The 22,202-nt window shown below is 61.6% G+C and carries 18 protein-coding genes; 9 read left to right on the forward strand and 9 right to left on the reverse strand.

Features of this window, described 5'->3' with window-relative positions:
- The first annotated feature begins 1 nt into the window (after position 1).
- From KW825_RS00215 to KW825_RS00235, 5 genes are all read left to right on the forward strand, one after another.
- On the forward strand, positions 2 to 628 hold the full coding sequence (locus tag KW825_RS00215; protein WP_218327817.1) for a 3'-5' exonuclease: 627 nt from the start codon (positions 2 to 4) through the stop codon (positions 626 to 628).
- 107 nt (positions 629 to 735) lie between these two features.
- Complete coding sequence (locus tag KW825_RS00220) at positions 736 to 1,047, forward strand: DUF485 domain-containing protein (protein WP_042653674.1); 312 nt, start codon at positions 736 to 738, stop codon at positions 1,045 to 1,047.
- The gene (locus KW825_RS00225) at positions 1,044 to 2,699 is read left to right on the forward strand and encodes a cation acetate symporter (protein WP_218327823.1); all 1,656 of its coding nucleotides are present in this window, start codon (positions 1,044 to 1,046) and stop codon (positions 2,697 to 2,699) included. Before KW825_RS00220 ends, KW825_RS00225 begins: the two co-directional genes overlap by 4 nt.
- Before the next feature lie 153 nt (positions 2,700 to 2,852).
- Complete coding sequence (locus tag KW825_RS00230; RefSeq protein WP_042653672.1) at positions 2,853 to 4,445, forward strand: ABC-F family ATPase; 1,593 nt, start codon at positions 2,853 to 2,855, stop codon at positions 4,443 to 4,445.
- A gap of 26 nt (positions 4,446 to 4,471) precedes the next feature.
- Positions 4,472 to 4,699 (forward strand): hypothetical protein, encoded by a 228-nt coding sequence (locus tag KW825_RS00235; RefSeq protein WP_218327825.1) that lies wholly within the window; start codon positions 4,472 to 4,474, stop codon positions 4,697 to 4,699.
- 47 nt (positions 4,700 to 4,746) lie between these two features.
- Here the strand turns inward: KW825_RS00235 and ppiD are convergent, their stop codons facing one another.
- The 6 genes from ppiD to tig form a co-directional block, all read right to left on the reverse strand.
- Positions 4,747 to 6,660 carry a peptidylprolyl isomerase gene (gene ppiD, locus KW825_RS00240; RefSeq protein ID WP_218327826.1) on the reverse strand — a complete coding sequence of 638 codons (1,914 nt, stop codon included), beginning with the start codon at positions 6,658 to 6,660 and terminating at the stop codon, positions 4,747 to 4,749.
- A 149-nt stretch (positions 6,661 to 6,809) separates the two neighbouring features.
- Complete coding sequence (gene hupB / locus KW825_RS00245; RefSeq protein ID WP_042020877.1) at positions 6,810 to 7,082, reverse strand: nucleoid-associated protein HU-beta; 273 nt, start codon at positions 7,080 to 7,082, stop codon at positions 6,810 to 6,812.
- 240 nt (positions 7,083 to 7,322) lie between these two features.
- Positions 7,323 to 9,677: an endopeptidase La gene (gene lon, locus KW825_RS00250; protein WP_218327828.1), complete on the reverse strand. Its 2,355-nt coding sequence runs from the start codon at positions 9,675 to 9,677 to the stop codon at positions 7,323 to 7,325.
- A gap of 140 nt (positions 9,678 to 9,817) precedes the next feature.
- Positions 9,818 to 11,092, reverse strand: a complete 1,275-nt coding sequence (gene clpX, locus KW825_RS00255) for an ATP-dependent protease ATP-binding subunit ClpX (RefSeq protein ID WP_042653669.1) — start codon at positions 11,090 to 11,092, stop codon at positions 9,818 to 9,820.
- A gap of 70 nt (positions 11,093 to 11,162) precedes the next feature.
- On the reverse strand, positions 11,163 to 11,786 hold the full coding sequence (gene clpP, locus KW825_RS00260) for an ATP-dependent Clp endopeptidase proteolytic subunit ClpP (protein ID WP_033129953.1): 624 nt from the start codon (positions 11,784 to 11,786) through the stop codon (positions 11,163 to 11,165).
- An 86-nt stretch (positions 11,787 to 11,872) separates the two neighbouring features.
- Positions 11,873 to 13,183, reverse strand: a complete 1,311-nt coding sequence (gene tig / locus KW825_RS00265; protein WP_042653668.1) for a trigger factor — start codon at positions 13,181 to 13,183, stop codon at positions 11,873 to 11,875.
- 429 nt (positions 13,184 to 13,612) lie between these two features.
- On the opposite strand from tig, the gene KW825_RS00270 reads away from it, so the two are divergent.
- Together KW825_RS00270 and yfbR are read left to right on the forward strand one after the other, a co-directional pair.
- Complete coding sequence (locus tag KW825_RS00270; protein WP_042653667.1) at positions 13,613 to 14,047, forward strand: YccF domain-containing protein; 435 nt, start codon at positions 13,613 to 13,615, stop codon at positions 14,045 to 14,047.
- Positions 14,048 to 14,137: 90 nt separating this feature from the next.
- Entirely contained in the window at positions 14,138 to 14,728 is a 591-nt protein-coding gene (gene yfbR / locus KW825_RS00275) for a 5'-deoxynucleotidase (RefSeq protein ID WP_042653666.1), read from the forward strand.
- 77 nt (positions 14,729 to 14,805) lie between these two features.
- On the opposite strand, the gene lolE is transcribed toward yfbR, so the two are convergent.
- From lolE to KW825_RS00290, 3 genes are read right to left on the reverse strand one after another with little or no spacing between them, the layout of a single operon-like run.
- Positions 14,806 to 16,047, reverse strand: a complete 1,242-nt coding sequence (gene lolE, locus KW825_RS00280) for a lipoprotein-releasing ABC transporter permease subunit LolE (protein ID WP_218327830.1) — start codon at positions 16,045 to 16,047, stop codon at positions 14,806 to 14,808.
- On the reverse strand, positions 16,047 to 16,760 hold the full coding sequence (gene lolD / locus KW825_RS00285; RefSeq protein WP_218327831.1) for a lipoprotein-releasing ABC transporter ATP-binding protein LolD: 714 nt from the start codon (positions 16,758 to 16,760) through the stop codon (positions 16,047 to 16,049). Before lolD ends, lolE begins: the two co-directional genes overlap by 1 nt.
- A gap of 40 nt (positions 16,761 to 16,800) precedes the next feature.
- The gene (locus KW825_RS00290) at positions 16,801 to 18,036 is read right to left on the reverse strand and encodes a lipoprotein-releasing ABC transporter permease subunit (protein ID WP_218327833.1); all 1,236 of its coding nucleotides are present in this window, start codon (positions 18,034 to 18,036) and stop codon (positions 16,801 to 16,803) included.
- 76 nt (positions 18,037 to 18,112) lie between these two features.
- Here KW825_RS00290 and KW825_RS00295 point away from each other — a divergent pair, with 76 nt between their 5' ends.
- A complete protein-coding gene (locus tag KW825_RS00295; RefSeq protein ID WP_042653662.1) occupies positions 18,113 to 18,688 on the forward strand; it encodes a PilZ domain-containing protein in 576 nt (191 codons plus the stop codon).
- 40 nt (positions 18,689 to 18,728) lie between these two features.
- Positions 18,729 to 22,172 (forward strand): transcription-repair coupling factor, encoded by a 3,444-nt coding sequence (gene mfd, locus KW825_RS00300; protein WP_218328148.1) that lies wholly within the window; start codon positions 18,729 to 18,731, stop codon positions 22,170 to 22,172.
- The last annotated feature ends 30 nt before the right edge of the window (positions 22,173 to 22,202 follow it).

A 22,202-nucleotide genomic window follows, 5' to 3' on the forward strand; every position in this document is an offset into this window, starting at 1 on the left:
CATGTGGAGTCGCTGCCGACGCCGTTGGATTGGCCGGGCTTTTCGTCACGGGGAGTTCGCCCCGCTCTTTGCGCCCGCCCCACGCGATGAGTGGGTGGCCCTCGATCTCGAGACCACCAGCCTGGATCCCGCACAGGCGGAAATCGTCGCCATCGGCGCGGTGCGCATCCAGGGCAACCGGCTGCTCACCGGGGAGGCACTCTCCCTGCGGGTGCAGGCGCCCGCCAGCCTGAGCGCACAATCCGTGGTGATCCACGGCCTGCGCCATCAGGATTTGCAGCAGGGCATGCCGCTGGAGGCCGCGCTGCGCCAGCTGTTGGCCTTCATAGGCCCGCGCGAGCTGGTGGGCTATCACATCCCCTACGATCTGCGCATCCTCAACCTGGCCTGCCAAAAGCAGTGGGGGCTGCGCCTGCCCCAGCGCGGCATAGAGGTGAGCCGGCTCTATCACGACCACCTCTATCGACGCTACCCCGATGCCGCCATCGATCTGCACCTCGGCGCCATCTGCAGTCACCTGGGGCTGCCTCCCCTGCCCGCCCACGACGCCCTCGCCGACGCGGTCACCGCCGCCCTCATCTTCCTGCGCCTGCGTCTGGGCGGCCCCCTGGCTTATCCCAAAGTCTAATTGCTCATCAATAACATTTAATTCACATTTCCATTACATGAGCGGACCTCCTGCTCGGTAGGGACATCCTTCATTCACAGTCGACATTCATGTCATGGAGAAATGCAATGGAACAGCAACGCTATCTGAGGATCCAGCAAGATCCCGTCTTCCAGGAGTTGGTCAGCAAACGCCAACGCTTCGCCTGGACCCTCTCCATCCTGATGCTGGGGCTCTACCTGGCGTTTATCCTGCTCATCGCCTTCGCCCCCGGCTGGCTCGGCACGCCGCTGAGCGAGGGATCTTCCATCACCCGTGGCATTCCCGTCGGCGTGGGCCTCATCCTCGCCTCCTTCGTGCTGACCGGCATCTATGTGGTGCGTGCCAACGGCGAGTTTGACGAGCTGAACCAGAAGATCCTCAAGGGAGTGCAATCATGAAAGGCAAGTCTCTGCTGCTGTTGACCGGCCTGGTCTCCACCCCCCTGCTGGCGGCCGATGCGCTGACCGGCGAGGTGCAACGCCAGCCCCTCAATGTACCGGCCATCGTCATGTTCGTGGTCTTCGTGGCCGCCACCCTGTTCATCACCTACTGGGCCTCCAAGCGCAACCGCTCGGCCTCCGACTACTATGCCGCAGGGGGCCGCATCACCGGCTTCCAGAATGGCCTGGCCATCGCCGGTGACTACATGTCCGCCGCCTCCTTCCTCGGCATCTCCGCCCTGGTCTACACCTCGGGCTACGATGGCCTCATCTACTCCATCGGCTTCCTGGTGGGCTGGCCCATCATACTGTTCCTGATCGCGGAGCGGCTGCGCAACCTCGGCAAGTACACCTTCGCCGACGTCGCCTCCTACCGCCTCAAGCAGACCTCGGTGCGCAGCCTCTCCGCCAGCGGCTCCCTGGTGGTGGTCGCCCTCTACCTGATCGCCCAGATGGTCGGTGCCGGCAAGCTGATCGAGCTGCTGTTCGGCCTGCAATACCACGTCGCCGTGGTGCTGGTCGGCATCCTGATGGTGCTCTACGTGCTGTTTGGCGGCATGCTGGCCACCACCTGGGTGCAGATCATCAAGGCGGTGATGCTGCTCTCCGGTGCCTCCTTCATGGCCATCATGGTAATGAAGTCCGTCAACTTCGACATCGGTGCCCTGTTCAGCGAGGCCGTCAAGGTGCACGCGAACGGCGCCGCCATCATGAGCCCGGGTGGCCTGGTGGCCGATCCCATCTCCGCCATCTCCCTCGGGCTGGCACTGATGTTCGGCACCGCCGGCCTGCCCCACATCCTGATGCGTTTCTTCACCGTGAGTGACGCCAAGGAAGCGCGCAAGAGCGTGTTCTACGCCACCGGCTTCATCGGCTACTTCTACATCCTGACCTTCATCATCGGCTTCGGCGCCATCCTGCTGGTCAGCACCAATCCGACCTTCAAGGATGCCACCGGCGCCCTGCTGGGCGGCACCAACATGGCGGCTGTCCATCTGGCCGATGCAGTAGGGGGCAGCCTGTTCCTTGGCTTCATCAGCGCCGTGGCCTTCGCCACCATCTTGGCGGTGGTCGCCGGCCTCACCCTGGCGGGCGCCTCCGCGGTCTCCCACGACCTCTATGCCTGCGTGATCAAGCAGGGCAAGGCCAACGAAACCGACGAGCTACGCGTCTCCAAGTACACCACTGTGGTGCTGGGGGTGGTCGCCATCGGTCTGGGGATCCTGTTCGAGAAGCAGAACATCGCCTTCATGGTGGGCCTGGCCTTCTCCATCGCGGCAAGCTGCAACTTCCCGGTGCTGTTCCTCTCCATGTTCTGGTCCCGCCTGACCACCCGCGGCGCCGTCTACGGTGGCTGGCTGGGTCTCATCAGCGCCGTGACCCTGATGATCCTGGGCCCGACCGTGTGGGTGAAGGTGCTGGGCCATGCGCAGGCGATTTTCCCCTACGAGTACCCTGCACTCTTCTCCATGGCACTGGCCTTCGCCGGGATCTGGTTCTTCTCGGTCACCGACAAGTCCCAGAATGCCAGCGACGAACACGCGAAATTCATCCCGCAGTTCGTCCGCTCCCAGACCGGGCTCGGCGCCTCCGGTGCCTCCGCCCACTAAATTGCACTCGTCACTCCGAAGCCGGCCCTGTGCCGGCTTTTTTCATGGGATCTCACTCACTTGTCATGGTGCCAGATCACAGTTCTCACTAAAACTTTCGGGGGATCTGTGCCATAATGCGCGCCATTTGACAGACCAACTGGGACATCTCCTTTGTTAAGCAGCAATAACATCACCATGCAGTTCGGCGCCAAGCCGTTGTTTGAGAACATCAGCGTCAAGTTTGGCGGCGGCAACCGCTACGGCCTCATCGGCGCCAACGGCTGTGGCAAGTCCACCTTTATGAAGATCCTCGGCGGCGACCTTGAGCCCACTGGCGGTAATGTGAGCCTGGACGTCAACGAGCGCATCGGTAAGTTGCGCCAGGATCAGTTCGCCTACGAAGAGATGCGCGTGCTGGACGTGGTCATGATGGGCCATAACGAGCTGTGGGCCGCCATCGCCGAGCGCGATGCCATCTACGCCAATCTGGAAGCCACCGACGACGACTACATGAAGGCCGCCGAGCTGGAAGGTCTGGTTGCCGAATACGACGGTTACACCGCCGAGGCCCGTGCGGGCGAGCTGCTGCTGGGTGCCGGCATTCCCATCGAGCTGCACAACGGCCCCATGAGCGAAGTGGCGCCGGGCTGGAAACTGCGGGTGCTGCTGGCGCAGGCGCTGTTCTCCAACCCCGACATCCTGTTGCTGGACGAACCGACCAACAACCTGGACATCAACACCATTCGCTGGCTGGAGCAGGTGCTCAACGATCGTGAAAGTACCATGATCATCATCTCTCACGATCGTCACTTCCTGAACTCGGTCTGCACCCACATGGCGGATCTGGACTACGGCGAGCTGCGGGTCTACCCGGGCAACTACGACGAGTACATGACCGCGGCCACCCAGGCCCGCGAGCGTCTGCTCTCCGACAACGCCAAGAAGAAGGCCCAGATTGCCGACCTGCAATCCTTCGTCTCCCGTTTCAGCGCCAACGCCTCCAAGTCCAGCCAGGCCACCTCCCGCCTCAAGCAGATCGACAAGATCAAGATTGAAGAGGTGAAGGTCTCCAGCCGTCAGAACCCCTTCATCCGCTTCGAGCAGGAGAAGAAGCTGTACCGCAACATCCTGGAAGTGGAAGGGGTGTCCAAAGGCTATGGTGAGGCGCCCCTGTTCAAGGGCCTCAGCATGATGCTGGAAGTGGGCGAGAAGGTCGCCATCCTGGGTACCAACGGTATCGGTAAATCCACCCTGATCAAGACGCTCATGGGCGAATTGGCGCCGGACAGCGGCACCATCAAGTGGTCCGAGAACGCCCAGATTGGCTACTATGCCCAGGATCACGCCGAAGACTTCAACACCGATCTGAACGTGTTCGACTGGATGGCGCAGTGGAAACAGGCCAACGAAGACGAGCAGGCGGTACGCTCAGTGCTGGGTCGTCTGCTGTTCACCCAGGACGACATCAAGAAGCCGGTCAAGGTGCTGTCCGGTGGCGAACAGGGCCGCATGCTGTTCGGCAAGCTGATGATGCAGCGCCCCAACATCCTGATCATGGATGAGCCGACCAACCACCTGGACATGGAATCTATCGAATCCTTGAACCTGGCGCTGGAGATGTATCAGGGCACCCTGATCTTCGTCTCCCACGACCGTGAGTTCGTCTCCTCCCTGGCGACCCGCATCATGGAGCTGACCGAGAACGGCATCCGCGACTTCGGCGGCACCTACGAGGATTACCTGCGTACTCAGGGCGTGGCATAACCTCCCCCTACCCTCGCGGTTCCTATATGAAAACCGGCGCCACAGGCGCCGGTTTTTTTATGCTTGTCTCTGCCGACGCTGGCTTGCCCATGCCCTATGCCCAGGATGCCCAGCCGAGGCTGAGGATACTGAGGATACTGAGGATACTGAGGATACTGAGGATACTGAGGATACTGAGGATACTGAGGATACTGAGGATACTGAGGATACTGAGGATGACAGCATCGTCATGGTGCGCCCTACCCCGCAGATAAAAAAACGGCTCCATCAAGGAGCCGTTTTCAATGGGTGAGCGAGTCGATTATTCGACGGTCGCTTCCACGTCGGTGAAGTACTCGATCTTGGCCGCTTTGCGCAGCTCATCGATCAGCGACTTGTAGGAGGCCTGCGCCTTGCCCTGGCCAAGCTGGCCTTGCAGCAGGCTGACCATCTGGGACGGCTCCTTGGTCACGTTGACCTTGTCCAGCGCCACCACGACCCGATCGCCATTGGCTTCGGCCACCAGCTCGACGCTCGGCTTGCCGTCGACCGGATGGGGCATGCGGAACGCCTGGGCCAGCAGGGTCTGATCCATCTCCTGGGTGAAGCGGGCGACGCCGTTGTGGGTCTCCACCTTCAGTCCAAGGGCGGTCAGATCGGCCTGGATGTCCTCACCGGCGTGCAGCTTGTCAAGCAGGGCCTGTGCCTTGCCACGGGCCACTTCGCTGGCCTTGTCATGCTTGATGGCCGCGATCACCTGCTCCTTGATCTCCGCCAGCGGCTTGGCCGCCTTGGGCTTATGACCCATGATGTGCAGCACCAGCGCCTTGCCATCCGCCAGCTCGATCACATCCGAGTTGGTGTTGTCATCGCGCAGCTGTTCGGAGAACGCCACCGCCAGCACCTTGGGATCCTTGAGCGGTGCCGGGGCATCGGCCTGGCCGAAGTAATCCGAGGAGATGACCTTCAGACCCATGGTCTCGGCGGTCAGGTCCAGGGAGTCCGGGTTCTCGAAGCTGCTGTCGGCCATCTTCTGCTGCTCGGCGAAGAACAGCTCCTTGGCCTTGTCCGCTTGCAGGCGGCTGATGGTGTCACTCATCACATCCACGAACGGCTTGGTCTTGGCGGGCTCGACGGCCAGCAGCTTGATGACGTGGAAGCCAAACGGGCTCTTCACCACGGCGGAGAGATCGCCGGCCTTGTTCAGGGCAAAGGCGGCTTGTTCGAACGCCGGATCCATCACCCCTTTCTCGAACCAGTCCAGCTCGCCACCCTTCTTGGCGGAGAAGCTGTCACTGGAGTTGGCCTTGGCCAGCTCGGCGAAGTCTTCACCGCCCTTGGCCTTGGCCAGCAACTCGTCAGCCTTCTTCTCGGCGGCCTTCTCGTCCTTGCCAAACGGGATCAGGATATGCGCCACCTGGCGACGCTCGGCACGCTGGAACAGGTCCTGGTGCTGATCGTAGTAATCCTGGGCATCCTGCTCGGTGACCTTGATATCTTTACCCAGGTTGGCGGCATCCAGCAGCAGGTAGTCTACCTTGACCTGCTCGTCGTTCATGAAACGCGCGCTGTTGGCCTTGTAGAACTGATCCACCTCCGCATCGGAGACCTCGACCTCGCCCAGATAGGCAGAGGCAGCCAGGCGCACCAGGCGCAGATCGCGAGTCTGGTTGTAGAGCTTGTCGAGCTGTTCGGCTTCACCCTTGAGGGCGAATTCGGAGCCCAGCAGGGCGCCCATCAGTTGCTGGCGCACCATGTCCTGGCGCAGGGAGTCGCGGAACATCTCCGGCGTCATGCCGGCACGGCGGATCAGCTGCAGGTAGCGCTCGTTGCTGAATTTGCCCTCTTCGACAAACTCCGGCATGGCGACGATGGCCTGCTTGATCTGCTCGTCGCTGATGCGCAGGCCGAGTTCACGGGCCTTGTCATCGATCAGCGCCTGATCGATGAGCCGGTCCAGCACACCACGGCGGAACTGTTTCATGTAATCGGGGTTGGCGGCCATCTGGTTGAAGGCCTCGCCCATTTGGGACTCCATGCGGGCCCGCTCGTTGCGATAGGCATTCTCCAGTGCGGGGGCACTGATGTCATTGCCGTTGACGGTGGCGGGGGCGGTACGTGCCGGGCCGTTGAGGTAGCTACCTACACCGGCCAAGGCAAAGGAGAGAATGATCAGGCCCAAGATAACCTTGGCTACCTTGCCCTGCGCCCCTTCGCGTAGTTTATCCAACATCATGTTTGTACTTATGCTCCCGAACTCGATGGGCCTAAATAATGAAAAGGCGCACCGATTGCGATGCGCCTTGGTCAATCAGTATGAGGGAGAGCCCTCTAACTTGTCTGGTCTGCGACCAAGGACGGTGCCGATGAGAATCAGCGTCCGGCTTAGTTGACCGCGTCTTTCAGGGCCTTGCCCGCTTTGAAGGCAGGAACTTTACCGGCGGCGATTTCGATGGTCGCGCCAGTTTGCGGGTTACGGCCAGAACGAGCAGCACGCTCGCGTACAGCGAAGGTACCGAAACCAACCAGAGCAACCTGGTCACCCTCTTTCAGAGCTTCACCTACTGCTTCGATGAAGGCATCAAGCGCACGGCCAGCAGCGGCTTTGGAGATATCAGCACCGTCTGCAATCTTGTCAATCAGTTGAGATTTATTCACTCTTATATTCCCCTTTTATCGAACATCGCTGCGGCGCTGATTTCCCTGGCCACAACAAGTGGAGGTTTTATAGCAAGCCTCCTGATCAGTTGCAAGTGACAATCTGGCGCAAACCCGCGCCACATCACGCATTGCGACTCATCATGAGTACCCGATCGGTGGTCAAGGCTACTTCCGTTATCCGGCGCATGCAAGCCTTAACCACCTCCCGAATGCGCCAAATTTGCGGCGCATCAACATTTACACGACAGAAACGCGTTCGAAACCCTGTGGATTGTCCTGCAGCGCCAGTGCCAGCACCTCATCAATCCAGCGAACCGGATAAATTTCAAGGTCTTGTTTGACGTTGGCCGGGATCTCTTCCAGGTCGCGCTCGTTCTCTTTCGGGATCAGCACCCGCTTGATGCCGCCACGGTGGGCCGCCAGCAGCTTCTCTTTGAGGCCGCCGATGGGCAGCACCTCACCGCGCAGGGTGATCTCCCCGGTCATGGCCACATCGGCACGGACCGGGTTGCCGGTCAGGCTGGAGACCAGGGCGGTACACATGGCGATACCGGCGCTGGGGCCATCCTTCGGGGTCGCCCCTTCCGGCACGTGCACGTGAATGTCACGCTTCTCGTAGAAGTCGGCGTTGATACGCAGCATCTCGGCGCGGGCCCGCACCACCGTCATGGCGGCCTGGATGGACTCCTGCATCACATCACCGAGCGAGCCGGTGTAGGTGAGCTTGCCCTTGCCCGGCATGTTGGTGGTCTCGATGGTGAGCAGATCGCCGCCCACCTCGGTCCACGCCAAGCCGCACACCTGGCCGATCTGGTTCTGGCTGGTGGCCTTGCCGTAATCGAAACGCTGGACCCCGAGGAACTCCTTGAGGTTCTCCTGATTGACCAGAACATGCTTGATGCTCTTGTCCAGCAGGATGCGTTTGACCGCCTTGCGACACATCTTGGAGATCTCGCGCTCCAGGCTACGCACCCCCGCCTCGCGGGTGTAGTAGCGGATCACCCCGATCAGGGCGGAGTCTTCGATGGTGATCTCGGACTCTTTCAAGCCGTTGCGCTGGATCTGCTTGGCGACCAGGTGCTGCTTGGCGATGTTGAGCTTCTCGTCCTCGGTGTACCCGGACAGACGGATCACTTCCATCCGGTCCAGCAAGGGACCCGGGATGTTCATGGAGTTGGAGGTGGCCACGAACATCACGTCCGACAGGTCATAGTCCACTTCCAGATAGTGATCGTTGAAGCTGTTGTTCTGCTCCGGATCCAGCACTTCCAGCAAGGCCGAGGCCGGATCGCCACGCATGTCCGAGCTCATCTTGTCGATCTCGTCGAGCAGGAACAGCGGGTTCTTCACGCCGATCTTCGCCATCTTCTGGATGAGCTTGCCGGGCATGGAGCCGATATAGGTGCGACGGTGACCACGGATCTCCGCCTCGTCACGCACGCCGCCGAGCGCCATGCGCACATATTTGCGACCGGTCGCCTTGGCGATGGACTGACCCAGCGAGGTCTTGCCCACCCCGGGTGGCCCTACCAGACACAAGATCGGCCCCTTGAGCTTGTTGACCCTTGCCTGCACCGCCAGGTATTCGAGGATGCGATCCTTGACCTTCTCCAGGCCATAGTGATCCGAATCCAGCACCTCTTGTGCCTTGGCGAGATCTTTCTTGACCTTGGAGCGGGCCTTCCAGGGCACCTGCACCATCCAGTCCACGTAGCTGCGCACCACTGTGGCCTCGGCCGACATGGGGGACATCATCTTCAGCTTGGCGAGCTCGGCCAGGGCCTTCTCACGGGCATCGTCCGGCATTCCGGCCTCTTCAATCTTGCGATTGAGGGCCTCGAATTCGTCCGGACTGTCTTCCAGCTCACCCAGCTCTTTCTGGATGGCCTTCATCTGCTCGTTGAGATAGTACTCGCGCTGGCTCTTCTCCATCTGCTTCTTGACCCGGGAGCGGATGCGTTTCTCGACCTGCAAGAGGTCAATCTCCGACTCCATCATGGCCATCAGAAACTCGATGCGCTCGGACACAGAGGAGATTTCCAGCACCTTCTGCTTGTCTTCGAGCTTGAGCGGCATGTGCGCGGCCATGGTGTCAGCCAGGCGCGCCGCATCGTCGATCGCCGAGATCGAGGTGAGTACCTCGGGCGGGATCTTCTTGTTGAGCTTGATGTAGCCTTCAAACTGGCCGATAGCGGATCGCACCAGCACATCCTGATCCTTCTCCTCGATGGCGGCAGACGCTATGTACTGCGCCTCACCGACGAAGAAGTCCTTGTCATCGATCATCCGCTCAAGACGGGCACGCTGGCCCCCTTCCACCAGCACCTTGACGGTGCCGTCCGGCAGCTTGAGCATCTGTAAGATATTGGCCACTGTCCCGACGGAGAAGATCTCCTCCACCGTAGGTTCGTCTGTCGACGCATCCTTCTGGGCCACCAGCAGGACTTTTTTGTCCTGCTCCATGGCCGCTTCCAGACAGCGAATGGATTTTTCCCGCCCCACAAAGAGTGGAATGACCATGTGGGGGTAAACCACCACGTCACGAAGAGGCAGGACGGGAATCTCGATGCGTTCTGAACGCTCTAGGTTCATATATGTCCTCTCGGCTTGTTATACCGTTGGCAAAGCGCTTGGCTGAGTATATGGGGGCGCTAAGATGAGATTCAATCGCCTTGGCCGTAAAAAGCATGAAAGGGGCAAAATGCCCCTTTATGTGATTAAAAATCAGCCAGTTACTCTGAGGCGGCGGCCTGAGTCTCGGGATTGTCGTAGATCATCAGAGGCGCGGAGTCCCCTTTGATCACCGTCTCGTCGATCACCACCTTGCTGACCCCTTCCAGGGAGGGCAAGTCATACATGGTGTCGAGCAACACGGCTTCGACGATGGATCTCAGACCACGGGCACCGGTTTTACGCTCCATCGCCTTGCGCGCAATGGCGTTCAGGGCGTCGTCACGAAACTCCAGTTCCACCTCTTCCAGGGCGAACAGCGCGGCGTACTGCTTGGTCAACGCGTTTTTCGGCTCTTTCAGGATCTGGATGAGGGCAGCCTCGTCCAGCTCGGTGAGGGTCGCGACCACCGGCAGACGACCTATGAACTCGGGGATCAAACCGTACTTGATCAGATCCTCCGGCTCCACCTTGGCAAAGTTCTCGCTTAAGGTCGCCTTGGCGTTCTTGGATTTGACGTCAGCGCCAAAACCGATGCCGGTGCCCTTGACGGAACGCTGCTCGATCACCTTGTCCAGGCCGGCAAAGGCGCCACCGCAGATGAAGAGGATCTTGGAGGTATCAACCTGCAAGAACTCCTGCTGCGGATGCTTGCGACCACCTTGCGGCGGGACGGAAGCTATGGTGCCTTCGATCAGCTTGAGCAACGCCTGCTGCACCCCTTCCCCGGACACGTCGCGGGTGATGGAGGGGTTGTCCGACTTGCGGGAGATCTTGTCGATCTCGTCGATGTAGACGATGCCACGCTGGGCCTTCTCTACGTCGTAGTCGCACTTTTGCAGCAGCTTCTGGATGATGTTCTCCACGTCTTCGCCCACATAACCGGCTTCGGTCAGGGTGGTGGCGTCGGCCATGGTGAAGGGTACATCCAGCAGGCGGGCGAGCGTCTCGGCCAGCAGGGTCTTGCCGCTACCGGTCGGGCCAATCAGCAGGATGTTGGACTTGCCAAGCTCCACACCGCCGGCTTCGCTGCCGCTGCGCAGACGCTTGTAGTGGTTGTAAACGGCCACGGCCAACACCTTCTTGGCGTACTCCTGGCCGATCACATAGTCATCCAGGTGCGCACGAATTTCATGAGGGGTCGGCAGCTCGCTACCATCACGCTTGGGAGAGATCTCGCGGATCTCTTCGCGGATGATGTCGTTGCACAGCTCGACACACTCATCACATACGTAGACGGAAGGGCCAGCGATCAGCTTACGCACTTCATGCTGACTTTTGCCGCAGAAAGAGCAATAAAGCAGCTTGTCGCCCTCACCCTTGCGTTTCTCTGTCATTCAGCAACCTCGTTCTATCAATAGAGGATGGATCGTCCTGTTGAGTTTACAACAGGACGGGATACCCTGCTCAGCCGCGCTGGCTCAGGATGCCGTCGACCAGACCATAGGCCACGGCCTGCTCGGCCGACATGAAGTTGTCACGATCGGTGTCACGCTCGACGGTGGCCATGTCCTGGCCGGTGTGGAAGGCCAGACGCTCGTTCAGGGTATTCTTGATCTTCAGGATCTCCTGGGCATGGATCTGGATGTCAGATGCCTGGCCCTGGAAGCCGCCCAGCGGTTGGTGGATCATCACGCGCGCATTGGGCAGGCAGAAGCGCTTGCCCTTGGCGCCACCGGCCAGCAGGAAGGCGCCCATGGAGCAGGCCTGCCCCATACAGACGGTGCTGACGTCCGGCTTGATGAACTGCATGGTGTCATAGATGGACATACCCGCAGTGACGGCACCACCCGGCGAGTTGATGTAGATGCTGATGTCCTGATCCGGGTTCTCGGACTCCAGGAACAGCAGCTGAGCCACCACCAGGTTCGCCATGTGATCCTCAACCTGACCCGTCAGGAAGATGACCCGCTCTTTCAGCAGGCGGGAATAGATGTCGTAAGAACGCTCCCCTTTCGCCGTCTGCTCGACCACCATAGGGATGAGCGCATTGCGTGGGGATTCAGTCACATCGTTATAGTTCTTGTACATAAGGCATTGTCCCTAAAATAAAATGGCCCGAGTGGAGATCACACGAGCCATTATACTTAACAGTTTTGACCTCAAGTCAAATGTTCTTAGGCAGCGGCACCGGACTTGTTGATCACTTCGTCGAAGGCCACTTCTTTCTCGGTCACTTGCGCCTTGGACAGGATCAGGTCGATGGCTTGATCTTCAACCGCCAGATTGCGGACGCCATTCAGCATCTGCTCGTTCTTCTGGTAGTACTCGATCACTTCCTTCGGATCTTCGTAGGCGGTGGCCATGGACTCGATGATGCTGGTCACACGGGCATCGTCAGCCTTGATCTCGTTGGTGCGGATGACATCACCCAGCAGCAGACCAACGCGGACACGACGCTCGGCCTGGGCCTGGAACAGCTCGGCCGGCAGCTCGGGAGCGTTGCCGCCCTGGAAGCCACCGAAACGCTGCAGCGCCTGCTGACGCAGGGTATCGATTTCCTGGGCAACGGCAGCCTTCGGCAGATCGATCTGGTTGGCTTCAACCAGGCCGTTCAGCACTTGCTCTTTCACGCTGTTTTTCAGGGCCTGGGCCAGTTCGCGCTCCATGTTCTTGCGCACTTCGGCCTTCAGCTCTTCAACGTTACCGCTCTCGATGCCAAAACGCTTGACGAACTCTTCGGTCAGCTCGGGCAGCACCTGCTCTTCAACCTTGTTCAGCTTGGAGGCAAACTTGGCCGCCTTGCCTTTGAGGTTTTCGGCGTGGTAGTCAGCCGGGAAAGTCACCTCGATGGTGAACTCGTCGCCCGCTTTCTTGCCCAGGATGGCATCTTCGAAGCCCGGGATCATGCGGCCAGCGCCCAGCTCCAGGGTGAAACCTTCGGCCTTGCCGCCGTCGAACTCTTCACCGTCGATGGAACCGACGAAGTCCAGGGTGACACGCATGCCCTTGGCGGCAGCGGCGTCAACATCGGTCCAGGTCGCGTGCTGCTTGCGCAGGGTGTCGATCATGTTGGCCAGATCTTCATCCTTGACGGTCGCAACCGGCTTCTCGACCTTGATGGTCTCGAGGCCTGCAACTTCAAACTCCGGGTACACTTCGAAAGTGGCGGTGAACTCGAAATCCTGGCCTTCCTTGATCTCTTTCGGATCCATGGTCGGCGCGCCGGCCGGGCTCAGTTTGTTTTCGATGATGGCCTTGATGAAGTTGTTCTGCATCATTTCATCGGCAACGCGGGCATGGGCCATGGCGCCGAACATCTTCTTGATGATGGCAACCGGAGCCTTGCCAGGACGGAAACCGTCGATGCGACGAGTCTTGGCCAGGCCATTCAATTCTTTACGCACGGCAGCGTCAACGGTAGCAGCCGGTACAGTGATGGTAAGACGGCGTTCCAGACCCTGGGTTGTCTCTACAGAAACTTGCATTCTTTTACCTCGTTCAACTCAGCACTGTGTGCTGACCCTTTATTACCCCTGGGTAAAACCCGGAGTCTTCCTGTTTATAAAGACAACGACTGTCTTTGTGATGAGAAAATATGACACGACATTATAGCGGCGCACATTGGTCGCGTCGAGCCGCACATCCCCCATCCGGGGCACAGACGGCACAATTTGCGCATGTCTGCCCCTTATATGGGGAAGCCCTGGCCCCAGTTCAAGCGCCAGGTTAGCAATAATTTGCACTCGCTCACCTTTTTACGCACCAACCCTCCCTTTTTCCACCCCTGTGGCCCGCAAAACGGCCCCGCCGAGGGCGGCTGCGACCCAAATTGTCCACCTTCTCGCATCAGCCATTGCGTCCCTCGACGCCGCTCGCTATGGTGACAACCAATTTATGAGTCTGGAGTGACCCACATGTCCTTTTTCCGCTTCTTGTTTAACCTGCTCTGGTTTGTACTGGGGGGCGTCGTCATGGGGCTGGCCTGGTGGCTGGCCGGGCTGCTCTGCTTCGTGTCCCTGATAGGGATCCCCTGGGGGCGTTCCTGCTTCGTCATCGGCACCTTCACCTTCTTCCCGTTTGGCAAGCAGGCGGTGAGCCGCAAGAGCATGACCGGCCAGAGCGACATCGGCTCCGGCGTGCTGGGGCTCATCGGCAACATCCTCTGGTTCCTGGTGATCGGGGTCTGGCTGGCCATCGGCCATATCGCCTCGGCGCTGGCCTGCTTCGTGACCATCATCGGCATCCCGTTTGGCATCCAGCACCTCAAGCTCGCCTTGATCGCGCTGGCCCCCATCGGGCAGATGGTGGTGACCAATCACGAGGCCGAATCCGGTCGCTACATTCGCTAAACAAGAATGCGGCGGCGGGCTATGCCTGCGAGGTAAAAAAAGGGCAGACTAGGGTCTGCCCTTTTTCATTGCCCCCGTTCGAGGTCATTCATGCTCCCCAGCCACTTCTTCGCCAACCTCGCCCGCATGCGACTCATCTATCGCTGGCCGCTGATGCGCAACATACAGCCGGAAAACATCGCCGAGCACAGCCTGCAGGTCGCCATGGTGGCCCACGCCCTCGGGGTCATCCAGAATCGCCTGTTTGATGGCAGGGTCGATGCCAACCTGGCCGCGGTGATGGCGCTCTACCACGACAGCAGCGAGGTGCTGACCGGTGATCTACCGACCCCGGTCAAGTATTTCAACCCCGAGATAGCCCGTGAATACAAGAAGATAGAGCTGGCGGCCGAGCAGCGCCTGCTGGGGATGCTGCCCCCCGAGCTGATGGAAGATTTTCGCCCCCTGCTCGACTCCGGCGCCCAGGATGGCGAGCTCAGCCGGCTGGTGAAGGATGCCGACACCCTCTGCGCCTACACCAAGTGCCTGGAAGAGATCAATGCCGGCAACCGGGAGTTCGAGCCGGCCAGGAAGCGGCTCGAGCAGATGCTGGCCGCCCGCATGAACCCGGCGATGCGCTACTTCATCGACGTGTTCGTGGCCAGCTTCTCGCTGCCCTTGGATGAACTCAACGCCCACTGAGCCTTCCATCGCCGCCACCAGAAAAAGCGAAGGGCCCGTAACGGGCCCTTCTTCTTTGTCTTCACATCCGGCGTCGATCAGTGTCCCAACTCGCGGGACGGCACCAGGCCACTCGCCCGCCAGGCGGGATAGAGGGTCGCCAGCAGACTCATCAGGATGGCGGCGCTGGTGACTATCACCAGATCCTGCAGGTGCAGCTCGGTCGGCAGGAAGTCGATGAAGTAGATGTCCGGGTTGAGGAAGCGATGGCCGATCACCCCCTCGATGAAGCTCAGGATCTGGGTCAGCTTGCTCGAAAGCAGGCCGCCGAGCAGGGCCCCGAGCAGGGCGCCGAGCACCCCGTTCACCATGCCCTGGATGACGAAGGTGAGCCGGATCTGGCCCGGGCTCGCCCCCATGGTCTTGAGGATGGCGATCTCGCTGCGCTTCTCGTTCACCGCCATCACCAGAGTGGAGACGATGTTGAAGCAGGCTACCGCCACCACCATCAGCATCACCACGTACATCACGGTGCGCACCATCTGGATGTCCTGATAGAGGTAGCCCTGGCGGCTCATCCAGCTGCTGATGTAGACGTAATGCGGAAATTTCTGGGCGGCCGCCACCGTGATGGACTGCGCCTTGAGCACGTCATTCACCTTGAGGCTGAAGCCCTCCACCGCGCTGCCCATGCCGGTGATGGCCTGGGCGTCGGCGAGGTGCATGAAACCGAGCAGCCCGTCGAGTTGGCCGCCTATCTCCAGCAGCCCCACCACCTTGAGCGCCTCCCGCTTCGGATTCTTGATGCCGGCTGCATCTCCCCCCTGCGGCAGCAACAGGGCGACGGTGTCACCGATCCCGACCCCCAGCTTGTCGGCGATGGTCTTGCCGAGGATGACCCCGTTGCCACCGGCCTGCAGCTCGCGCAGGCCGCGCCCCGTCATGTACTTGCCCGCATCGGACAGGTTGGCCTCGAGCTCGGGCAACACGGCGCGTACCTGCACCCCCTTGAGGGCGGAGCCGTGTTCCAGCAGGCCATCGAGACGGATGACGGGGGCGGCAGCTTCGATCCCGGGCTGGGCCAGCAGGTAATCCCGCAGCCTGGGCCAGTCGGGCAGCGGCGCCTCCATGCCGATCAGCTCGCCATGCGGCACCACCGAGAGCACCCGATTCTTGAGCTCGCGCTCGAACCCGTTCATGGCCGAAAGGCCGAGGATGAGGGCCATCACCCCCAGCGCGATGCCGATGAGGGAGGAGGCCGAGATAAAGGCGATAAAACCGTTACGACGGCGGGAGCGGCTGTAACGCAGGCCCAGAAAGAGGGGCAGCGGCTTGAACATCAGGCGACCTCCGCCATGATACCGCTCACCAGGGTCACCCGGCGATGCAGCTTGGCGGCGAGGCTCAAGTCATGGGTCACCACCACGAAGGCGGTGCCCAGCTCCCGGTTCAACTCGCACAGCAGCTCGTAGACGGCGGTGGCACTGGCGTGATCCAGGTTGCCGGTCGGCTCGTCCGCCAGCACCAGGCTCGGCTCGTTGACCAGGGCGCGGGCGATGGCCACCCGCTGGCGTTCGCCACCGGAGAGCTCGGACGGCCTGTGATGGAGGCGATGGGAGAGCCCCACACGCCCCAGCATCCGGGTTGCCTTGTCGCTGGCGCTCGCCACCGATTCCCCGGCGATCAGCAGCGGCATGGCGGTGTTCTCCAGCGCGGTAAACTCGGCCAGCAGATGGTGGAACTGGTAGACGAAACCCAGCTCCTGGTTGCGGAACCTGGCCTGGGTGCGACTGTCCCAGTGATGGATATCCTGCCCCTTGAACAGCACGGCGCCGCTGGAAGGGTTGTCTAGCGCCCCCATCAGGTGCAGCAGGGTGGTCTTGCCCGAACCCGAGCTGCCCACCACCGCCAGCATCTCGCCGGGGGCTACGCTGAGATCTATCCCCTTGAGCACCTGAGTCTCGAGATTGCCCTCTTTGTAGACATGATTCAGTGCCTCGCAACGCAGCAGAGGTTCACGCGGCTGAGCGTTACGTGATAAGGACTCATTCATAAGAGGGGCTCCACTGGGATGCAATATAAGAGAAGATGAATTATTCATAACGCAGCGCCTCGGCCGGTTTCACCCGGGCCGCACGGGCCGCAGGGTAGAGGGTGGCGCTGAAGCTGAGCAGCACGGCGCCCAGCAAGATGGTGACGACCTGGGCGGGCTCGACGATCACCGGCAGGCCAGAGCCGCCGGCGGCCATATAGAGGTTGAGCCCCACCGCATCGAGTAGGGGGTTGAGCCCCAGGGAGAGGCCAAGCCCCGCCAAACCACCAAACAGGGCACCTATGACCCCGCTGGAGGCGCCGAGTACCATGAAGATCTTGACGATACCGGACTCGCTCATGCCCATGGTCCGCAGGATGGCGACCTCCCCTTCCTTGTCGGTGACCACCATCACCAGGGCGGAGAGGATGTTGAAGGTGGCGACCGCGATGATCAGCACCAGCATCAGCCCCATCATGCGTTTCTCCATGGCCACCGCCTGGAACAGCTCGCCGCGCTCGCGGCGCCAATCCTGCCACTCCAGCCCGTCGGGCAAGGGGGTCTTGATCACCTGATCGGCGGCGAAGGGATCATCCAGCCAGAGGCGAATGCCGCCGACTGTGCCTTCGGGCAGGCGCAGCATGCGCTGGGCGTCGCCGAGCGCGATCAGTGCCACCTGGCTGTCCACATCGGCGCCGACCCCGAAGATGCCGGAGACGGTGAACAGCCGCTGGGCCGGTACCCGGCCAAAAGGCGTGAAGCGGGTGCCCTCGGTCAGGATGAGACGCACCTGGTCGCCGATGGACACCTTGAGGCGGTTGGCCACCCCCTGCCCCAGCACTATGTGGTATTCACCGCGCTGCAGGCTGTCCAGCCGCCCGCCCAGCATCTGGGCGTGCAGGATGTCATCCTTGGGCCACTGCGCCGGATCTATGCCCTGCACGCTGACGCCGGTGAGCTGGCCCGGGCTCTGCAACATGCCTTCGCTGTCGAGCATGGGGGCACGGGCGACCACGTGGGGCAGCCTGGCCAGATCGGGCAGGCCAGGGGGCGCCACCTCCATCCGGCCGGCGGCATTGGTCACCACCACATGGGGGATCACCCCGAGGATGCGGCCCTTGAGCTGCCCCTCGAAACCGTTCATCACAGAGATGACCACCATCAGGGCCGCGACCCCGATGGCGATGCCGAAGGTGGAGAAGAGGGAGATGAATGAAACGAAGCGGTTACTGCGTCGTGAGCCTGCATAACGCAGGCCGATGGCCAGCGACAGTGGCTGAAAAAGTCCAGTCTTCAAGGATATGTACGTTGCCAACGAAATAAGATACCGGATAATAAAGGCAAATAGACTATGACAACAAGGGATAGCCTCCATGCAGGAACAGTTCTTCAGCGTCACCCATGCCACGCCGGTCAATGTGATCCCCATGCCGGCCGATTTTCACCTGCCGACGCTGGAGGCACTGGACGCCGAGCTGCCCGAACCCTTTCGCATCGCCTCCTCCATCACCTCCATCGACATGATGAGCAGCCGCCTGCTGCGCAACCAGAACGAGTCGATGCACGATCTGGTGGAGATCATCAACCAGCAGTCGCGCAAGATCGACATGATCATGGGCTATGTGCTGGCGGTACAGGATCACCCCGAGCATCGCTTCCACACCCTGCGCTTTGGCGCCGGTCAGCTCACCTACCTGCATCCACGTCAGGGGCATGGCGAGGCGCCGCGGGTCCATCAGCTGGTGCGCCTCAAGATCTTCCTGCGCGAGGAGGCCTCCGCCGTCTACTGCTATGCCGAGGTCAAACACCTGGAGCCGAGCGAACATGGCGTGCACGTGGTGCTCGACTATGTGCGGATCCGCGAGGATGACCGGGAACTGCTGGTGCGCGCCAGCCTGCATGTGCAATCGAAACAGCTCAAACTGCGTGCCCAAGAGCGTCAGCGCTAACCACAGCCAACGTCAACGTTAAAAGAATCGAACGATGCCAATGAAACTCCCCGCCTTGCCCGCCAAAGCGGGCCAAAAGTTAACGCTCGGCCAGCTGGTCGGCAGCAGCCTGGCGCTGGTTGCCGCCCGCCTCACCCAGGAGGCGAATCGCCCCGTCCTGCTGGTGACCGCCGATACCCCGAGTGCCCTGCGCCTCGAACAGGAACTGCAGTTCCTGCTGGACGATCCCGTGCTGATGTTCCCGGATTGGGAGACCCTGCCCTACGACACCTTCTCCCCCCACCAGGACATCATCTCCCAGCGGCTCGAGACCCTCTACAAGCTGCCGCAGATGAACAGCGGCGTGCTGATCGTGCCCATCTCCACCCTGATGCTGCGCTGCGCGCCCCAAGTCTATCTCGACAAGTACAGCCTGCTGGTGAAGGCCGGTCAGCGCCTCAACCTGCAACAGCTGCGGGGTCGCCTCGCCGAGGCGGGTTACGTGGCGGTGGATCAGGTGCTGGAGCACGGCGAATTCGCCGCCCGCGGTTCCCTGCTCGACCTCTTCCCCATGGGCAGCAACAGCCCCTATCGCATCGACTTCTTCGACGACGAGGTGGACTCCATCCGCCCCTTCGATCCCGAGACCCAGCGCTCCAGCGAGCCGGTCAAGAGCGTCAGCCTGCTGCCCGCCCGGGAGTTTCCCACCGACGAAGGGGCCATCGAGCTGTTCCGGGGCCAATTCCGCGAGCAGTTCGAGCTGTCGCGCGCCGAGGGATCTGTCTACCAGGAGGTGAGCAAGGGGCGCTGGCCCGCCGGCATCGAATACTATCTGCCGCTCTTCTTCGCGCAGACCGCCAGTCTGTTTGATTACCTGCCGGACAACACCCTGCTGCTCACCGTGGGGGAGATCTATCCCGCCGCCCAGCGCTTCTGGAACGATATCGGCCAGCGCTATGAAGACAGGCGCTGGGACAACACCCGCCCCTTGCTGCCGCCCCAACAGATCTATCTGCCGGTGGAGCAGCTGTTTGCCGCCCTCGGCCAGTATGGCGCCGTGCGGCTGCAGGAGGCCGCCACCGACGGCGGCGCCGGCCACTGGGATCTGCCCCTGGCTCCCCTGCCAGACCTGCAGCTGGATCACAGCAAGGAGCAGCCCCTGCTGGCGCTGGGCCAGTTCCTCGACCAGTTCAAGGGCCGCACCCTGTTTGCGGTGGAGTCCGAGGGGCGGCGCGAGGTGCTCGGCGATCTGCTGGCACGCATCCAACTGCAGCCCAAGGAGTTCGCCTCCCTCGATGCCTTCATAGGGAGCAAGGCGCGCCACGGCCTGCTGGTCAGCCCGCTGGAGCGGGGCTTCCTGCTGCGCGAGCCCGGTCAGGACGAGCTGGCGCTCATCACCGAGACCGAGCTGCTTGGCGGCAAGATCCGCAGCAAACGGCAGCGGGAGAAGAGCAAGAACCTGAGCTCGGATGCGGTGATCCGCAACCTGGGCGAGCTGACCCAGGGCCAGCCGGTGGTGCACCTGGATCACGGGGTCGGTCGCTATCTCGGCCTCGAGACCCTGGATGCCGGTGGCCTGCCCACCGAGTTCCTGACCCTGGAATACGCCGGCGGCGACAAGCTGTTCGTGCCGGTCACCAACTTGCACCTGATCAGCCGTTACACCGGCTCCGACAATCCGCCGAGCCACAAGCTCGGCGGCGAGGCCTGGACCAAGGCCAGGCGCAAGGCGGCGGAGAAGATCCGCGACGTGGCGGCCGAGCTGCTGGACGTCTATGCCCTGCGCGCCGCCCGCAAGGGCTTTGCCTTCAAGCACGACAAGGAGGCCTACCGTCAGTTTGCCGCCGGCTTCCCGTTCGAGGAGACCGAGGATCAGCTCAACGCCATCAACGCTGTGCTGGGGGACATGTGCCAGGCCAAGAGCATGGACAGGCTGGTGTGCGGCGATGTGGGCTTTGGCAAGACCGAGGTGGCGATGCGGGCCGCCTTCGTGGCGGTGCACGGCGGCAAGCAGGTGGCGGTGCTGGTACCCACCACCCTGCTGGCCCAGCAACACTACGACAACTTCCGCGATCGCTTCGCCAACTGGCCGGTGCGGGTGGAGGTGCTGAGCCGCTTCCGCTCCGCCAAGGAGCAGACCGCCGTGCTCAAAGAGCTGCGCGAGGGCAAGGTGGACATCATCATCGGCACCCACAAGCTGCTGGGCTCCGAGCTTACCTTCAAGGATCTGGGGCTGCTCGTCGTCGATGAGGAGCACAGATTCGGGGTGCGCCAGAAGGAGAAGATCAAAGCGTTGCGGGCCGACGTGGACATCCTCACCCTCACCGCAACCCCCATACCGCGCACCCTCAACATGGCGATGTCCGGCATGCGGGATCTCTCCATCATTGCCACCCCGCCGGCCAAGCGACTCGCCATCAAGACCTTCGTGCGCCAGCAGGAGCCGGCGGTCACCCGCGAGGCGGTGCTGCGGGAATTGAAACGCGGCGGTCAGGTCTACTACCTGCACAACGACGTGGAGAGCATCGAGAAGTGCGCAGGCGATCTCGCCGAGCTGGTGCCGGAGGCGCGCATCGGCATCGCCCACGGCCAGATGCGCGAACGCGATCTTGAGCGCATCATGTCGGACTTCTATCACCAGCGCTTCAACCTGCTGGTCTGCACCACCATCATAGAGACCGGCATCGACGTGCCGAGCGCCAACACCATCATCATGGACCGCGCCGATCATCTGGGGCTGGCCCAGTTGCACCAGCTGCGGGGCCGGGTCGGCCGCTCCCATCACCAGGCCTATGCCTATTTGCTCACCCCCCATCCCAAGCTGATGAGCAAGGACGCCATCAAGCGGCTGGAGGCCATCGCCTCCCTCGAGGATCTCGGTGCCGGCTTCGCGCTGGCCACCCACGATCTGGAGATCCGCGGCGCGGGCGAGCTGCTCGGCGACGATCAGAGCGGCCAGATCGAGTCGATCGGTTTCACCCTCTACATGGAGCTGCTGGAGCAGGCGGTGGAGGCGCTCAAGAACGGCAAGGAGCCGTCCCTTGAGCAGCTGATGAGCCAGCACACCGAGGTGGAGCTGCGCCTGCCGGCCCTGTTGCCGGACGACTACATCCCGGACGTCAACATGCGGCTCTCCATGTACAAGCGCATCGCCAGCGCCGCCGACGAGCAGGAGCTGCGCGAGTTGAAGGTGGAGCTGATCGACCGCTTCGGCCTGCTGCCGGAGCCGACCAAGACGCTCATGGAAATTGCCGCCTTCCGCCAGCGTGCCACGGCGCTCGGCATCCGCCGGGTGGAGATGAGCGAGCGCGGCGGTTATCTCGACTTCAACCAGGACACCAGGGTCAACCCCGGCTATCTGGTCAAGCTGCTCTCCGAGCAGCCGCGCATCTACAAGATGGACGGGCCGACCCGCTTGCGCTTCCAGGTGCCGAATCAGGACAGGGCCATGCGCCTGAAGCTGGTGGACAGCCTGCTGACGGATCTCGCCAACCACAGCCTCTAAACACGGCGAGCACACAACAAAACGGGAGCC

Source organism: Aeromonas sp. sif2433, assembly GCF_019218705.1.
Classification (GTDB): Bacteria; Pseudomonadota; Gammaproteobacteria; order Enterobacterales; family Aeromonadaceae; genus Aeromonas; species Aeromonas encheleia.

Coding starts and splice junctions, on each gene's coding strand:
- KW825_RS00215 (WP_218327817.1), top strand. CDS start 2: ATGTGGAGTCGCTGCCGACGCCGTTGGATTGGCCGGGCTTTTCGTCAC.
- KW825_RS00220 (WP_042653674.1), top strand. CDS start 736: ATGGAACAGCAACGCTATCTGAGGATCCAGCAAGATCCCGTCTTCCAG.
- KW825_RS00225 (WP_218327823.1), top strand. CDS start 1,044: ATGAAAGGCAAGTCTCTGCTGCTGTTGACCGGCCTGGTCTCCACCCCC.
- KW825_RS00235 (WP_218327825.1), top strand. CDS start 4,472: ATGAAAACCGGCGCCACAGGCGCCGGTTTTTTTATGCTTGTCTCTGCC.
- ppiD (WP_218327826.1), bottom strand. CDS start 6,660: ATGATGTTGGATAAACTACGCGAAGGGGCGCAGGGCAAGGTAGCCAAG.
- lon (WP_218327828.1), bottom strand. CDS start 9,677: ATGAACCTAGAGCGTTCAGAACGCATCGAGATTCCCGTCCTGCCTCTT.
- clpX (WP_042653669.1), bottom strand. CDS start 11,092: ATGACAGAGAAACGCAAGGGTGAGGGCGACAAGCTGCTTTATTGCTCT.
- clpP (WP_033129953.1), bottom strand. CDS start 11,786: ATGTACAAGAACTATAACGATGTGACTGAATCCCCACGCAATGCGCTC.
- tig (WP_042653668.1), bottom strand. CDS start 13,183: ATGCAAGTTTCTGTAGAGACAACCCAGGGTCTGGAACGCCGTCTTACC.
- KW825_RS00270 (WP_042653667.1), top strand. CDS start 13,613: ATGTCCTTTTTCCGCTTCTTGTTTAACCTGCTCTGGTTTGTACTGGGG.
- yfbR (WP_042653666.1), top strand. CDS start 14,138: ATGCTCCCCAGCCACTTCTTCGCCAACCTCGCCCGCATGCGACTCATC.
- lolE (WP_218327830.1), bottom strand. CDS start 16,047: ATGTTCAAGCCGCTGCCCCTCTTTCTGGGCCTGCGTTACAGCCGCTCC.
- lolD (WP_218327831.1), bottom strand. CDS start 16,760: ATGAATGAGTCCTTATCACGTAACGCTCAGCCGCGTGAACCTCTGCTG.
- KW825_RS00295 (WP_042653662.1), top strand. CDS start 18,113: ATGCAGGAACAGTTCTTCAGCGTCACCCATGCCACGCCGGTCAATGTG.
- mfd (WP_218328148.1), top strand. CDS start 18,729: ATGAAACTCCCCGCCTTGCCCGCCAAAGCGGGCCAAAAGTTAACGCTC.